The sequence below is a fragment of the Thalassospira sp. CH_XMU1448-2 genome (assembly GCF_037027285.1).
Lineage (GTDB): Bacteria > Pseudomonadota > Alphaproteobacteria > Rhodospirillales > Thalassospiraceae > Thalassospira > Thalassospira profundimaris_C.
This window is the reverse complement of sequence record NZ_JAYMEA010000002.1, coordinates 968,942-984,010: the sequence shown is the minus strand read 5'-3', so window position 1 is coordinate 984,010 and position 15,069 is coordinate 968,942. Positions and strand designations below refer to the sequence as shown.

Annotated in this window: 12 protein-coding genes; 8 read left to right on the top strand and 4 right to left on the bottom strand. The window is 54.2% G+C overall.

Features of this window, described 5'->3' with window-relative positions; genetic code table 11:
• The first annotated feature begins 65 nt into the window (after window positions 1–65).
• The 5 genes from WA318_RS11920 (at window position 66) to pgi (ending at window position 6,272) form a co-directional block, all read left to right on the top strand.
• On the top strand, window positions 66–1,571 hold the full coding sequence (locus WA318_RS11920) for an aldehyde dehydrogenase (RefSeq protein WP_336081313.1): 1,506 nt from the start codon (window positions 66–68) through the stop codon (window positions 1,569–1,571).
• 70 nt (window positions 1,572–1,641) lie between these two features.
• On the top strand, window positions 1,642–2,613 hold the full coding sequence (gene speB, locus WA318_RS11915) for an agmatinase (RefSeq protein WP_114097321.1): 972 nt from the start codon (window positions 1,642–1,644) through the stop codon (window positions 2,611–2,613).
• Between the two features lie 154 nt (window positions 2,614–2,767).
• Window positions 2,768–3,373, top strand: a complete 606-nt coding sequence (locus WA318_RS11910; RefSeq protein ID WP_114097322.1) for a tyrosine phosphatase family protein — start codon at window positions 2,768–2,770, stop codon at window positions 3,371–3,373.
• A gap of 140 nt (window positions 3,374–3,513) precedes the next feature.
• Entirely contained in the window at window positions 3,514–4,473 is a 960-nt protein-coding gene (locus tag WA318_RS11905; RefSeq protein WP_336081309.1) for a PfkB family carbohydrate kinase, read from the top strand.
• 152 nt (window positions 4,474–4,625) lie between these two features.
• Window positions 4,626–6,272 (top strand): glucose-6-phosphate isomerase, encoded by a 1,647-nt coding sequence (pgi, locus tag WA318_RS11900; RefSeq protein WP_336081307.1) that lies wholly within the window; start codon window positions 4,626–4,628, stop codon window positions 6,270–6,272.
• 3 nt (window positions 6,273–6,275) lie between these two features.
• Here pgi and WA318_RS11895 read toward each other — a convergent pair whose 3' ends face one another.
• The 3 genes from WA318_RS11895 to WA318_RS11885 are packed head-to-tail and all read right to left on the bottom strand — an operon-like array spanning window position 6,276 to window position 7,783.
• On the bottom strand, window positions 6,276–6,560 hold the full coding sequence (locus tag WA318_RS11895) for a DUF3253 domain-containing protein (RefSeq protein ID WP_336081305.1): 285 nt from the start codon (window positions 6,558–6,560) through the stop codon (window positions 6,276–6,278).
• Window positions 6,557–6,751: a DUF2256 domain-containing protein gene (locus WA318_RS11890; RefSeq protein WP_336081303.1), complete on the bottom strand. Its 195-nt coding sequence runs from the start codon at window positions 6,749–6,751 to the stop codon at window positions 6,557–6,559. The genes WA318_RS11895 and WA318_RS11890 overlap by 4 nt, the downstream gene beginning before the upstream one ends.
• A gap of 24 nt (window positions 6,752–6,775) precedes the next feature.
• A complete protein-coding gene (locus WA318_RS11885) occupies window positions 6,776–7,783 on the bottom strand; it encodes an NAD(P)/FAD-dependent oxidoreductase (RefSeq protein ID WP_336081302.1) in 1,008 nt (335 codons plus the stop codon).
• A 185-nt stretch (window positions 7,784–7,968) separates the two neighbouring features.
• Here WA318_RS11885 and WA318_RS11880 point away from each other — a divergent pair, with 185 nt between their 5' ends.
• From WA318_RS11880 to WA318_RS11870, 3 genes are all read left to right on the top strand, one after another.
• Entirely contained in the window at window positions 7,969–9,564 is a 1,596-nt protein-coding gene (locus WA318_RS11880; RefSeq protein ID WP_336081300.1) for a choice-of-anchor I family protein, read from the top strand.
• Window positions 9,565–9,729: 165 nt separating this feature from the next.
• Window positions 9,730–10,464 carry a response regulator gene (locus WA318_RS11875; RefSeq protein ID WP_114097329.1) on the top strand — a complete coding sequence of 245 codons (735 nt, stop codon included), beginning with the start codon at window positions 9,730–9,732 and terminating at the stop codon, window positions 10,462–10,464.
• Between the two features lie 9 nt (window positions 10,465–10,473).
• The gene (locus WA318_RS11870; protein WP_114097330.1) at window positions 10,474–11,973 is read left to right on the top strand and encodes a sensor histidine kinase; all 1,500 of its coding nucleotides are present in this window, start codon (window positions 10,474–10,476) and stop codon (window positions 11,971–11,973) included.
• A 56-nt stretch (window positions 11,974–12,029) separates the two neighbouring features.
• Here WA318_RS11870 and WA318_RS11865 read toward each other — a convergent pair whose 3' ends face one another.
• Window positions 12,030–14,912 carry a HAMP domain-containing methyl-accepting chemotaxis protein gene (locus WA318_RS11865; RefSeq protein WP_336081297.1) on the bottom strand — a complete coding sequence of 961 codons (2,883 nt, stop codon included), beginning with the start codon at window positions 14,910–14,912 and terminating at the stop codon, window positions 12,030–12,032.
• Window positions 14,913–15,069: the final 157 nt, after the last annotated feature.

Here is a 15,069-nt window from a genome sequence, read left to right as displayed (position 1 = left end):
AATGCCCGACCAGATTACCGAAATTGAACAAGGCCCCATAAGCGCCATCCGTCAGGAGACTTCCGATGACCAATCCGTTGAATTTTGAACAACTGACCGCACAGGCTGCCGCCCTTGATATCCGCAACAAGGCGTTCATCAACGGTGCCTATGTCGATGCGGCATCGGGCAAAACCTTTGACTGTATCAGCCCGCGTGACGGGTCGGTGCTGACCAAGGTTGCCGAATGCGATGTCGAGGACGTCAACCGTGCCGTGGCATCGGCCCGTGCCGTGTTTGAAAAAGGCAGCTGGTCCGAAGCCGCCCCGGCCAAGCGCAAGGCAATCCTGCTTCATTTTGCAGATCTTCTGGAAAAGAATGCGGCCGAACTGGCCTTGCTTGAAAGCCTTGATATGGGCAAGCCGATCACGCTTGCCGCACGCGATGACATTCCGCTGTCTTACAAATGCATTCGCTGGTACGCCGAGGCGATTGACAAGATCTATGACGAAATCTCGCCGTCCGGCACCAACGAGATCGGCATGATCACCCGCGAACCGCTTGGTGTTATTGCCGCTGTGGTACCGTGGAACTTCCCGCTGATGATGGCCGTATGGAAACTGGGCCCGGCATTGGCGATGGGGAACTCGATCATCCTCAAGCCAGCCGAACAGTCGCCCCTGACAGCTCTTCGTGTTGCGGAAATCGCGGTCGAGGCAGGCATTCCCGAAGGTGTCCTGAACGTTGTTCCGGGCTTTGGTCCGACGGCGGGCAAGGCGCTTGGCCTTCATGAAGATGTGGATTGCGTGACCTTTACCGGTTCGGGCGAGGTCGGCAAGCTGTTCTTGCAGTATTCCGGTCAGTCCAACATGAAGCGTGTCTGGCTTGAATGCGGTGGCAAAAGCCCGAACATCGTTCTGGCTGATTGCCCGGACATGGATGCAGCTGCGGCGGCCGCTGCTGGTGGCATCTTCTATAATCAGGGTGAAGTTTGCACGGCCGGTTCGCGCTTGATCGTTGAAGAAACCATCAAGGACGAATTCATCGAAAAGGTCATCGCAGCGGGTGCAAAAATGCAGCCGGGAGATCCGCTTGACCCGAAAAGCCAGATGGGCGCAATCGTTGATGAAAGCCAGATGAACCGTGTTCTGGGTTACATCGAAAAGGGCTCTGCCGAAGGTGGCGTTCTGCGCACCGGCGGCAAGCGTGTCCGCACCGAATCTGGTGGCTATTATGTTGAGCCGACTGTGTTTGACGGCATCAGGAACGACATGACAATTGCCAAGGAAGAAATCTTTGGCCCGGTTCTGTCGGTTATTTCGGTCAAGGACTGGAAAGAGGCTGTTCAGACCGCAAATGATACGCCATATGGTCTGGCAGCAGCAGTCTGGACGCGCGACATCAACAAGGCACATATGACCGCAAAGAAACTGCGTTCCGGTCTTGTCTGGGTCAATTGCTGGGACGGTGGGTCAATCACCATGCCGTTTGGTGGTTACAAACAGTCTGGCACCGGTCGCGATCGTTCGCTGCATGCGCTTGATAAATATTGTGAAATCAAGTCGACCTGGATTGCACTGGGCGACGCGTAAGGTTCTCTGTCGACCCCTGAAGGGCAGGCGGTCCGGAGAACGATACCGGGAAGTGAGAAGGACAAGTTAAATGAGCAGCACCGGGGTCATTGACACCAAGGGCGGTGATAACGCCTTTACTGCAAAATCTGTGCATCAGAACACCAGCGAACCGATGTATTCCGGTGCGCTGTCATTCATGCGCCGCCGTTATTCGCGCGACCTGAATGGCATTGATGTTGCTGTAACAGGCATCCCCTATGATCTGGCGACCTCAAGCCGTCCGGGCACGCGTCTTGGCCCGCAAGGCGTGCGTCGTGCATCGACCAACCTTGCATGGGCACCGCATTTCCCGTCCGGTCGCGATATCTTTGCCGAACTCGCCGTCATTGATTACGGCGATATGGTGATTGATCCGGGCCATCCGGAAAAACTGCCCGACATGATCGAGGATCATGCGCGTGATATCGTGCAGTCGGGCGCCAAGATGCTGACGATTGGGGGCGATCACTTCATCACCTATCCGATCCTCAAAGCCCATGCCGAAAAATATGGTGATGGCATTTCCCTGATTCAGTTCGATGCCCATTCCGATACCTGGGAAGATGATGGCGACCGCATCGATCATGGCACCATGTTCTGGCATGCTGCGAAAAAGGGCATCGTCAATCCGTCGAAATCCATTCAGGTCGGTATCCGCACCCACAATGAGTCGACGCACGGCTATAACATCATTTATGGACCGGAAGTTCAGTCGATGTCGATTGACGCCATTGTCGAGCAGATCAAAGCCACGGTTGGCAACAATCCGGCCTATATCACCTTTGACATTGATGGCCTTGATCCGTGCTATGCACCGGGGACTGGAACCCCGGTTCTGGGTGGCCTTACCAGCCATCAGGCGGTGTCGATCCTGCGCGGTCTTGCCGGTCATGTGAACCTGATCGGCAGTGACGTGGTTGAAGTTTCCCCGCCATTTGATGTCTCGGACATCACGTCTCTGGCCGGGGCAACCATGGCGTGGGAAATGCTGAACATTCATGCGGTAAACCGCGCGAAATAACGGTTCTGATCATAAGGACAAGGCGACGCAAATCGTGGTGTCGCTTTGGAAAAATTCAGGGGCTGGCACTTTTAACGGGTGTCGGCCCTTGTTTTTTCATTTTCTTGTGCTCTGATAGGGCCGAATAAGAAATGAAATATGACAGGAAACGAAAATGAAGCCGATTGCGATTACCCGTTTGACCATCTGTGGCATTGATGAATTACCAACCCACCGTAATCACGGGGTTTCCCACGTCCTGTCCGTGCTTGATCCCGACCGTGAAGACCCGACCATCTTTGGCGATTTCGACCCGCATGAACGCACCATTTTACGCTTCCATGACGTGATTGACGACAAGGAAGGCCGTCCGGCACCGACGCGTGCGGATGTCGAAGCCATTCTCGCCTTTGGCGAAGAACTGAAAGCCAGCCATCAGGATCGCCGGGATGGTCACTTGCTGGTGCATTGTCATATGGGTGTGTCGCGATCAACCGCAGCCATGATTGCCCTGATGGCACAGGTCGAACCCGACCGGGATGAAGACAGCATATTCACCACCATTCGCGAGATGCGCCCGATCGCATGGCCAAACTCGGTGATGATTGCCTTTGCCGACGAAATGCTGGGTCGTGAAGGGCGCCTTACCGCAGCCCTTCAGCGTCACTATGCCATTCAGCTTGAACGGGATGACATGTTTGAACGCTGGATGACCGAGCTGGAACGTGTGCGCGAAATCGAATTCGGTCGGGCACTGTCCAAACAAAAGGCATCGGTTTAAGGACGCGATGCTGATCGGCCAGATTTTAATTTGCACGCCAAATTGAATCGATTTAAAAAGCCTTCGGTCCCACAGATCGCAACATTGAATTTGATAACGGGCCTGCGTGAATGCGCAGGCAATCCGAACGGAGAAACGTCATGACAGCCAAAGCTGTTTGTCTTGGGGAACTGCTGATTGATTTTGTTCCGACTGTGACCGGTACCGGCCTTGCCGATGCGCCTGCCTTTGCCAAGGCCGCAGGGGGCGCACCGGGAAATGCGGCTGTGGGATTGAAGCGTCTGGGGATTGATACGGGCTTTATCGGCAAGCTTGGCGATGATGCCTTTGGGCATTTCCTTGTGGATACGCTTAAGGCCGATGATGTTGATACATCGGGCATTGTCCTGACAAAGGAAGCGCTTACCGGGCTTGCATTTGTATCATTGCGTGCTGACGGTGAACGGGAGTTTTCATTTTATCGCAGTCCGTCTGCCGACATGCTGCTGTGTCCGGCTGATCTTGATCAGGACATGCTGACATCCACCAATCTGTTCCATTACGGAACCCTTTGCATGATCGACGATGATCCGCGTGCCGCTACCCTTGAAGCCATCCGCATTGCGCGTGAAAACGGTGCGATCATTTCGTGTGATCCGAACCTTCGCCTGCCATTGTGGCCGAGCGAGCAAAAGGCGCGTGAAATCCTGCGTCTTGCCATCAGCCAGGCCGATGTCGTCAAGATGTCGGACGAGGAAATCATCTTTGTGTCGGGCAAGGAAGACCTTGAAGACGGCATCAAGGACCTTTGGTGTGATCAGTGGCGTGCCCTGATTGTAACCTATGGCCCTAAGGGATCGCGCTTTATTACCCCGAAATTTGATGGCTTTGTGCCGTCCTTTGAAGTGACGGCGATTGATGCCACCGGGGCTGGCGACGGCTGCACGGCGGGTTTCCTGTCGCGGTTGCTTAAGGACCCGGAACTTCTGAACTCGGAAGAAAAACTGATCTCGGCATGCCGTTTTGCCAATGCGGTGGGGGCGATCACCGCAACCAAGCGCGGTGCGATTAATGCGCTTCCGACCGAAAAGGAAGTCGAAGACTTTCTTTCAGCGCGTTGAGACGCTAGGAATAGGGATGTCGTGGTGACAGCATAATCTTGCCACGACATTCTGCAAACTGTCCCACACATGGTTTGAACAAGATGCTAGTCTGCGTGATCGCGACGGCACTGTTTTGGTGTGTAACGAGTTGAACAAGCCCGAGGGTGGTGATGTCCGCTGATAAACTGACTGCAAGCTGGGAAGAACTGGATCAACTGGGTGCTGAGGTTTCCGGGAAACTGAACCTGCGCCGCGCATTTGCTGATGATCCGGCACGGTTTGAACGCTATAGCGCGGCCCTGAATGACCTGTTTGTCGACTATTCCAAAAACCTGATCACCGATGACGTGATGGCCGCCCTTGGCCGGTTGGCAAAGGCGGCCAATGTTGAAGAATGGCGCGACCGGATGTTTGCAGGGGACAAGATCAATGTCACCGAAAACCGTGCTGTTTTGCACACCGCCCTTCGTAATCTGGATGGCGGCGCGATTGAGGTTGACGGCGAAGACGTCATGCCAGCTGTCAAGGAAGTGCTGGCACGGCTTAAGGCATTTGCGGCACGCGTGCATTCCGGCGCATGGAAAGGCCATACCGGCAAGGAAATCACCGATGTCGTCAATATCGGGATTGGTGGTTCCGATCTTGGCCCGGTCATGGTCAATGAAGCGCTCCGTCCGTTTCATATCGACGGCATTCGCTGCCACTTCGTTTCGAACGTTGATGGCGCGCACATTGTTGATACGCTCAAAGACCTGAACGCGGAAACCACACTTTTCATCATTGCATCAAAGACCTTCACGACGGACGAGACGCTCACCAATGCCTATTCGGCCCGTGACTGGCTGATCAAGGCACTTGGTGATGAAAGTGCAGTTGCCAAGCATTTCGTCGCGGTTTCAACCGCCCTTGATAAGGTTGCGGCATTTGGTATTGATACCGACAATGCATTTGGGTTCTGGGATTGGGTTGGCGGGCGCTACAGCCTGTGGTCGGCGATTGGTTTGCCGATCATTCTCGCGGTCGGCTATGACAAGTTCGAAGAACTGCTGCGCGGTGCGCAGTCGATGGATAATCATTTCAAAACGGCACCGGTTGAAACCAACATTCCGATGATCCTTGCCCTGATCGGGGTGTGGTATCGCAATGTTTTGGGCGCATCCAGCCAGGCAATCCTGCCCTATGATCAGCATTTGTCACGACTGCCAGCCTATTTGCAGCAGGCCGATATGGAAAGCAACGGCAAGTCGGTCACCCGCGATGGCAAGGCGATTGCCTATGAAACCGGGCCGATCATCTGGGGCGAACCGGGCACGAACGGGCAACACGCATTCTATCAGTTGATCCATCAGGGCACCGAACTGATCCCGGTTGAATTCATAGTTGCGGCCAATGCGCTGCATCCGCTGGCCAACCATCACGACAAGCTGGTGTCGAACTGCCTTGCGCAGGCCGAGGCGCTTATGCGTGGCAAGACCGAGGATGAAGTGCGTGCCGAGCTTGCCGGTAGCGATCTTTCACCCGCCGAGATTGATGTTCTAGCCCCGCAAAAGGTCTTTGCCGGGAACAAGCCGAGCACCATGATCCTCTATAAACAGCTTGATCCGTTCACCCTTGGACGACTGGTTGCGATGTATGAACATAAAATCTTTGTTCAGGGTATCATCTGGAACGTCAATTCCTATGACCAGTGGGGGGTTGAGCTTGGCAAACAGCTTGCCAAGGAACTGCTTCCGATGGTCGAGGGCAGGGAAGACGCCGGATCGCGGGATGCATCGACTGCAGGCCTGATTAAACAGCTGCATGGTCTGCGCGGCTAGGCTCTAGTCTTCAATGACGGGAATGAGACGCAAACGATAAGCACCAGAAGGGCGGTTTTGGCCATGGCTGACACCGCCCTTGTTATATTCAAGAAGGCCTTCGGAACAAAGTTGTTCGGCAACCTGATGAACACGTGGCATCAGATCACGCCAATAGCTTCCAAATGTCATGGCAACTTCAGACGGACAGAAGGTACTTTCCGCACCACGTTCGGTTGCCAGACTGACAAGTCGCTGGCGCAAGATGGCATAGGTCGGAAGATCTTCGTCAGTTTGATCAAGCATCATGACAGGCTGCTTTGTTTGTCCCGAGATGTGGGCATATTCCGGTTCTGTCGGCAGCGATCAGAGCAATAGCACACCTCGTCCCAGCAATCCTTCCACTTGCGCCGCCATGAAAATGGACGGTTACAGGTGACACAGATTTTCTCGGGTAGATGTGATTTTCCGTGAAATTTGCCATTGGCGTTACGCGGCATGATTTTTCACCCGATATCGCAAGATCAGCCGATCAGGGTTTCGATCATGGCATGTGCGGCGGACTGGCCGCTGCGCCATGCTGCTTCGACCCGTGCACCAAGGCACCAGTCGCCCGCTGCAATGACGCGCCCATTCATACCGTTCAGATGGCTTGATCCCAACGGTGTTTCGGTGCGTGCATAGCGCCAGCGATGGGCCTGAACACTGTGCAGATCAGGCAGTTTCACCCCACTGACATCACGAAGGGCGCCAAGAAGCTTTTCGATTACACGTTGCTGGTCATCTTCAAGGTGGTCACGCGACCAATTTGGTGAGGCATGCAAAACCCAGGGATCAGGACAGCGACGATGAAACAGATCATCCGACGGGTTGCTGCGGGCGGCCCAGCTGATCGCGGGGGACGGATGAAGCATTGCGTCAAAAGCGGTGGGAAGTGGCGTTTCAAACGCCGCCATCACCGCCCAGCATGGCGCCATGACTACGTCGCCAATCGGGTCGTAGCGTTGTGATAATGGTTGCAACAGCTCTGCGGTTTGCGGGGCAGGGGCGGTAACGATCACGCCGTCAAACGGACCGAATTTCCCATCCAGATCATCATGAAGGGCAAAGCTGCGTGTGTTGAGCTGTTCGATCCGGGTGATCTGGTGCTGTTTGAGAATTTCAAAGGGTTCGACCAGCGGGCCGATCAGCTTGTTCATCTGCGGTGCGCCCTGATACCAGTGATCAAGGGCAAGGTTGCCAAGCTGCTGCGGGCTGGTTTCCTGTCCATGATGAAGGTTCGGTTTCCAGTTTTGTGCAGCGTTGAATGATTTTGCCTGTTCAAGATAGGCCGCAAAACCGGGATGGCGGGCCGTGACATATTGTGCGCCATGATTGAAATGACCGAACTCGGTCCGGCGTGATGCCAGCCGTCCACCAAGGCCCCGGCTTTTTTCAAACACCGTCACGTTCATACCGGTTTTGTGCAGCGTGCTGGCAGCCTTGAGCCCGGCCATGCCTGCACCGATGATGGCGATCCTGATCGAAGTCATGTGGCGATCCCGAAAAGTTGGTTCTGCGACAATTCAAAGGCTTGTCTTCTGATACGGATCGAAAACGCGTTTGGAGCAGTCTGTGCCACAAGATATTTATGAAACTGTCACCGCCTGGTCATTAAACGGTTACAACAAATCAGCAGGTTGTCAGCTTTGACGAACCATTTACCAAGGGGGGAATTATGCGTTCATCACTGTTGGCAACTGCTGCCGTTTCCGTGCTTCTGAGTGCCTGTGCCGGTACCGCTGAAAACCATTCAATGATGGCAAATACGGTTGCCAATGCAGGTGCGCATCCATTGACAATCGTGCCGATGGGTGAATATCGCACCGGTATGCTTGATGAAAGCGCGGCTGAAATTCCGGCATTTGACCCGGTGTCAAAGCGCATCTTTGTGGTGAATGGTGCCGACAAAACCGTTGATATCCTTGATATGTCAAACCCCGACAAGCTTGTGAAGCTTGGAGCGTTGGAGCTTGCAACCTGGGGCAAGGCCGCCAACAGTGTGGCGGTTAAAAACGGTGTTGTGGCCGTTGCCGTTGAAAACACCGACAAGCAGGCCCCAGGGCAGGCCGTGTTTTTTGACTCTGATGGCAATTTCATCTCGGCTGTGACCGTCGGCGCGCTTCCCGACATGATCAAGTTTTCACCGGACGGGAAATATGTTCTTGTCGCCAACGAGGGTGAACCGAACGACGCTTTCACCAATGATCCGGAAGGCAGCGTTTCCATCATCCCGATCGCGGGTGGTGTCGAAGGTCTTTCGGATGCGGATGTTCGGACGGTTGATTTCAAATTCCTCAATGACGGCGAACTGCCCTATGGCATGCGCATGTCCAACCCGGGAACCTCAAGCGTCGCGCAGGATGTCGAGCCGGAATATATAGCCGTGACCAACGACAGCAAGACCGCCTATGTTTCGCTTCAGGAAAACAATGCGGTTGCGATCATCGATATCGAAACGGCAACGGTCACCCGTGTTGCCGGTCTTGGTTTCAAGGATCATTCGGTTCATGCCTTTGATGCCAGCGACAAGGACGGCAAGATCAATATTCGCACCTGGCCGGTAATGGGCATGTATATGCCTGATACCATTGATGCGATTGAAATCGGAGGCAAGGAATGGGTCCTGATCGCCAACGAGGGTGATTCACGTGACTATGACGGTTACAGCGAAGAAACCCGTGTCGGCAAACTAACCCTTGATCCGGTCAGGTTCCCGACGGCAAGCACCCTGCAGAAAGACGAAAATCTTGGTCGCCTGAAAACGACGACTGCACAGGGTGATATTGATGGCGACGGTGATGTCGATGTTATCTACAGCTATGGCGCACGGTCATTCTCGGTTCTGAATGCAGATGGCGAGATGGTCTTTGACAGCGGTGATGCGTTTGAACAGCTGCTGGCATCGAAATATGCCAATGTCTTTAACGCGTCGGACACCGAAAATTACAGCCGTGACAACCGTTCCGATGACAAGGGCCCCGAGCCCGAAGGCATCGCCGCAGGTTACGTCAACGGCACGCCATACGCGTTTATCGGTCTGGAACGTCAGGGCGGCTTCATGGTCTATGACCTGACCAATCCGGCCAACCCGCAATTTGTCACCTATCACAGTGATCGTCGTTTCTCGGGCAGCCCGGAGGCTGATACCGCAGGTGAACTTGCCCCTGAAGGCATGCAATTCATCGATGCCAAGGACAGCCCGACTGGCAATGCGATGCTGGTTGTTGCATCTGAAGTTTCGGGCAGTACCAAGGTCTATGATCTGAAATAAATGCCGATCGCAGCGACTGGATTGACATTGGAGAAGCCGGGTTTTGCCCGGCTTTTTCTTTTATGACCAGGTCATGGTAAAATGTTTCAATCCGAAGGCAATATGGACTAAACTCCGCGCACGGTCAGGAACATGATCGACTGATAAATAGGGGAGTTCGGGACTCTGACTACGCGACGTGAACCTCATATTCTGGTTGTCGATGATGATCAGGAAATCCAGAAGCTTTTGAAGAAATTCCTGCTGCAGCACGGTTTTCGCATCACGACCGTTTCGGACGGTAATGAAATGCATCGTGCCTTGCGCGACTGGAAGATCGATCTTGTCATTCTTGATATCATGCTTCCGGGCGAGGACGGATTTGCACTATGCCGCGATGTAAGGCGGACATCCAAAGTCCCGATTGTCATGTTGACCGCAGTTGGCGAGGATACTGACCGTATCCTTGGGCTTGAACTGGGGGCGGATGATTATCTGACCAAACCGTTCAATCCGCGTGAATTGCTCGCACGTATTCGTGCGGTTTTCAGGCGGTTTGAAACCGGTGCAGTGGGGCCGACCGACAATGAAGTTGCCCCGACCAAGAAGATCATTTTTGGCGAATGGACGCTTGATATCGGATCACGCGAATTGCGTGATGCCGACAATGTCGCGGTACATCTTTCGACCGGTGAATTTTCGCTGCTTCTGGCTTTGGTCAAAAATAACAAGCGCGCTTTGTCGCGTGAGCAACTGGTTGATATCGTCCGGGGTCAAAGTTCGCTTCCATTTGATCGCAGCATCGATATCCAGATCAGCCGCCTGCGCCGCAAGATCGAAAAGGATGCCAAGAACCCCAAGCTGATCAAAACCGTTCGGGGCATCGGTTATCAGTTCTGCGCTGACACCCAGATGCTTTAGGGCAGCGTAATGGCGGACATGTTCGCAGAGTTCAGCAATTATCTCAGGCGCTACAAGCCTCGCACGTTGGGCGGGCGTATCTTTTTGCTGATGATGCTGGGCGGTGTGATCATCGCAGCCTTGAGTGCGTTGGCATCCTATTACGTTATTGAACGCGATGAACGGATCGGGCGGGCCTATACATTGGGCTTTACCATTCGCGAACTGGTCCGTATTGCCGATAATCCGGAATTCGAACCCAATATCGTCGATATCGCTGCGCGCGACGGGATGGCATTGCGTATTTTGCCCGCCGACGATATCGGAACGCTTTTGCTGTTTTCGCGACCAGCACAGCATATTGCCATGCCCGTGCGCCTTGCCAATACCGGATGGCCGACATCGGTAAAGGTCCATTTCATGCGCGGGCGGCTAAGCTCCGAGCAAAGGGCAACCATCGAGGCAACCGAAAACCCCAGCCTGTTCTTTGCCGAACTGTCGCGTGAAATTGCCCGTCTTGGCCTTGTCGCCCAGATCGAAATCATGATGCCAACAGGGAAGCGTATTCTGGTCAGTCATGATGAATTGTGGGCCAACTATTCATCGCCATCGCTTGTGTTTTTGATGTTCCTGTTGGGGGTTGTTGCGGTTCTGGCGGTTTTTGCAGCCCTTGCCGATCTGTTGGCAGGACCGTTCAAAAACCTGACTGCCGCAATCATTGCCCATGGTGACGAGGTCGATGGTCCACCTGTCGAGGAACGCGGTCCGACCGAAGCCCGATCCATGGCAGCCGCCTATAATGATCTGCGCGAACGTATTTCGCGCATGCTGGGTGACAGGACCCGCATGCTGGCCGCCATTTCGCATGACTTGCGAACACCAAGCACGCGGTTGCGATTACGGGCCGAGTTCATCGAGAATGATGAATTGCGTGAGACCGTTTTGCGTGACCTTGACGAGATGGACGGTCTTCTGAACGATGCGCTCGATTTTCTGGGTGACTGGATTCAGAAAGAAGAAGAACGCACGGTCGACTTTGTCTCGGTTCTTGAGGCGATTTGTGATGATTATGCCGATCTTGGCCGTCCGGTTTCATTTGACGGGCCGCAACCCTTGCAATTCAGTTCGGTCCATACCGTGTTTGGCGGTGGGGACGAACCCCATTCGTTTGAGGGCAAACGCAGTATCCGGATCACCTGTCGTCCCGGTACATTAAAGCGCGCCTTTACCAATCTGATCGAAAATGCCCTGAAATATGGATATCGGGCAAAGGTCAGTCTGGAAGCCACAGCTGACAATGTTCTGGTGACCATTCGCGACGAGGGACCAGGCATACCGGTAGAGCATCAGGACAAGGTGTTCCTGCCATTCTATCGGGTTGAAGGATCACGCGCGCGCAGTACCGGCGGCAGCGGTCTTGGCCTGTCGATTGTGAAGACCGTGATTGATGCCCATGATGGCAAGATCAGTTTGCGCAACATGCCGGGCAAGGGGCTTGAAGTAATTATTTCCTTGCCGCGTCGGGTGTGAGACCCAAACGAAAACGGCCCGCCAGAAGCGAGCCGTTTTGCATTCAGGGTGGTTAATCACCCTTTGCGAATGTCGCTCAGGAAATTGTCGACTTCGCGCTGGATATTGGTGGCCTGATGGCTCAGATCCTTGGCAGAAATCAGGACATTGTTTGAAATCTCGCCAGTTTCGATTACCACGGACTTGGCAGCCATCACGTCATCGGCGGCCCGACGGGTGGTGTCATTGGCGGCCTGCGCGTTCTGGGTGATTTCATGCGTTGCCGATGCCTGCTGTTCCACTGCACTTGAAAGGGCCGTTGTGATGTCATCAAGCTCGTTGATCGAGGTGGTGATGGCACCAATTTCATCACTGGCACTTTGGGTGGCGTTCTGAACAGCCTTGATGCGCGCACCAATATCGGCCGTGGCCTTGGCCGTTTGATCGGCAAGGTGCTTGACCTCGTTGGCGACCACGGCAAAGCCCTTGCCGGCATCACCGGCACGGGCTGCTTCAATCGTTGCATTGAGGGCCAGCATGTTGGTCTGTTCGGCAATATCGGAAATCAGGATCACCACATCACCAATTTCATCGGCAAGCTTGTTTAAGGCCTGAACGCTTTCGGCACTTTGAACAGCCCGTTCCGATGTTGTACGGGAGATACGGGTTGAATCTTCCATCTGACGACGGATTTCACTGATTGAGGCCGCAAGTTCCTCGGCGGCGGCGGCAACCGTTTCAACGCTTTGCGCGGTGGCCTGTGTGGCCTCTGCAGCACTTGCTGAGCGATCCGCACTGGTTGTGCTGCGCTCCGAAAGAGTTTGGGCAGATGCGTGCATGCTTTCGGACGCATGGGCGATGTCCTCGGCGAGTGATTTGATCCGGCTTTCGAAATCATCGGCAAGTGCATTCAGGGCTGCCTGTCTTTCCTGTGCTGCGGCTTCGCGTTGTTGCGTTTCACGCTGCTGGGCTTCGACCACTTCGGCGGCATTGGCCCGGAATACTTCGAGCGTCTTGCTCATTTCCGTTAATTCATCCCGACCAGTGTCATTGATCGCGACATTGGTGTTGCCTGCGGCAATTTCGGCCATGGCAAACCGTATGCGTTCAAGGCGGTTAATCAGGCCGCGACCAACATAGATCCATGCCAGAAGCCCCGCCAGAACAAGTGATCCGATGCCAAGGGCGCTCAGAATGATGCGTCCCTGTGTTATTGCCTCAGCGGATTCAACCGTGACGGCGGCCGATTGTTTGCTTGCCGCTCCGGCAACGCCCTGCACCCCCATTTTTTCGACAGCAACCCGAACATGATCAAGGGCATCGGTAGCGGATTTCCATGCTTCGATGGCCTTGCGTTTGGGTTCGAGAACCGACAACCCGGTCAGGGTTTCGGCCGTTTTGGTGATGTCGGTGGCTTCGGGGGCGTTTGTGGCGATGGCTTTGCTTGCCTTGCCAACATCGGAAAGACGGTTTTCAAGCTGGCTCAGAGTGTCAAGGTCGCTGGCGGAGGCTGCCTGATTTTGATAGCCGATGGCAAGGTTGCCCGCCGCTTCAAGGCGTACCATCGTAATCAGTGCAGCCAGTTCTTTTTCCATCAAACCGCTGATGGCCGAACGGCTTTGATCCTGAATGGCGACGGCCCGGTCACGAAGTCCGGTATCAGCAGCCTCGACCACCGGTGCAATCGCGTCCCGGAATGCCTGATGGGCAACAAAAAGCTGTTCCTTTCGTTCGGTGGCGAGCCGCGACCAGGTTTCGGTCGCACGCTGGATGGCTTCGAGTTCCTGCTTGCGCAGGTCAAACAATGCGCCACGGGTAATGCCAAGGCGGAAAAAATCACCAGCGGGCTTTTTGAAATCCGCACTGATGGTTTCTGGAACCTTGCGGTTTTCCTTGTAGAATTCCTTGAACTGATCCTTGATCTTTTCGACGGTTTCGATGTCGTTTGCTGCGATCCCCGATACCATCATTGCATAAGCCTGCGAAATGATGGCTTTCATCTGAAAACCGTCAGAAGCGGGCAGGGCGGCGCCATCAATCTGTGCAATCAGTTCGCCAAAGGCCTCATGAAGGCGGCCTTCAAGTCCCAGCCGTGCCTTGCGAAAAACTTCGCTGGATTGCGTGGTGGCGGTAAGTTCGTTTTTGCGGATGGCAAAGATATTGTTGTCACCCACACCAAATCCCAGAAGATTTTCCGTGATTTGCGCAAGATCATCAGAACCGGACGCAGAACCAAGTTCGGACAAGGTCGCGCTGGTGGCGTCAAAACGGGTTTTCAGGGCTTCGATAGTGTCGGCATCGTTGGCGTTGGCGGCTTCGATCAGGATGCTGACCAGAAGATTACCCTCAGCCTGCAAAGTCAGGGCTGAACGCAATGTGCCTACCTGATCGGTGATCAGGGTATTAAGGTTGTCAGCAGCCGAATTGATGACATCATTGCTGCCATCGACCAGTTCGCGGTTGGCGGCATTGACCTTGCCTGCGATGGTTTTCAGAAACTCGTCATGCTGGCTGCGAAGATCATTGATAGCTGCATCAACGCCGGTATCGAATTCCTTGCGGTTCGCCGATGCGGTGATCAGTGCATTCAGATCGGGATCAAGCGATTGGGCTATGTCGGAGAACGGCGAGTTCTGCGTTGCTTCACGCAGGTCCTTCATGCGGCTTTGCGCCGTTGCAGACAGGGTGTCCATATCGGCATTCGGATTTGTCGCCATTTCAGAGGCAAGAACAGCAATCGCACTGCTTTCTTCGGCAGCACGCAATGCCTGTGCAACAGATGAGGTCTTGGTGACTGTATCAAGTGCCGAGCTGATCCGTTCGATGGACACGATACCTACGATGGCTGCGATGGCGGTCATTGCCGCGATCGCGCCAAAAGAAGCACCCAGTTTGAAACGGATTCCGAGCCCTTTGGTTTCATTGACCTGTTTTTCGGTCGCTTTTTTTCTGGTCGTCATAGACCTTTCTCCCTAACTACGTGAATTTATTGTTGTTTTCACGTGGATTTGTGATCGACCGACTTCTTTGGTCCGGTTCGATTAACTTGGCATCTGAACGTTTTGAAAAAGCGTGGGTATGTAAAATATCAGGGCAGTGGCAGCGCAAGAACTGCCC

Coding starts and splice junctions, on each gene's coding strand:
- WA318_RS11920 (WP_336081313.1), top strand. CDS start 66: ATGACCAATCCGTTGAATTTTGAACAACTGACCGCACAGGCTGCCGCC.
- speB (WP_114097321.1), top strand. CDS start 1,642: ATGAGCAGCACCGGGGTCATTGACACCAAGGGCGGTGATAACGCCTTT.
- WA318_RS11910 (WP_114097322.1), top strand. CDS start 2,768: ATGAAGCCGATTGCGATTACCCGTTTGACCATCTGTGGCATTGATGAA.
- WA318_RS11905 (WP_336081309.1), top strand. CDS start 3,514: ATGACAGCCAAAGCTGTTTGTCTTGGGGAACTGCTGATTGATTTTGTT.
- pgi (WP_336081307.1), top strand. CDS start 4,626: ATGTCCGCTGATAAACTGACTGCAAGCTGGGAAGAACTGGATCAACTG.
- WA318_RS11895 (WP_336081305.1), bottom strand. CDS start 6,560: ATGATGCTTGATCAAACTGACGAAGATCTTCCGACCTATGCCATCTTG.
- WA318_RS11890 (WP_336081303.1), bottom strand. CDS start 6,751: ATGCCGCGTAACGCCAATGGCAAATTTCACGGAAAATCACATCTACCC.
- WA318_RS11885 (WP_336081302.1), bottom strand. CDS start 7,783: ATGACTTCGATCAGGATCGCCATCATCGGTGCAGGCATGGCCGGGCTC.
- WA318_RS11880 (WP_336081300.1), top strand. CDS start 7,969: ATGCGTTCATCACTGTTGGCAACTGCTGCCGTTTCCGTGCTTCTGAGT.
- WA318_RS11870 (WP_114097330.1), top strand. CDS start 10,474: ATGGCGGACATGTTCGCAGAGTTCAGCAATTATCTCAGGCGCTACAAG.
- WA318_RS11865 (WP_336081297.1), bottom strand. CDS start 14,912: ATGACGACCAGAAAAAAAGCGACCGAAAAACAGGTCAATGAAACCAAA.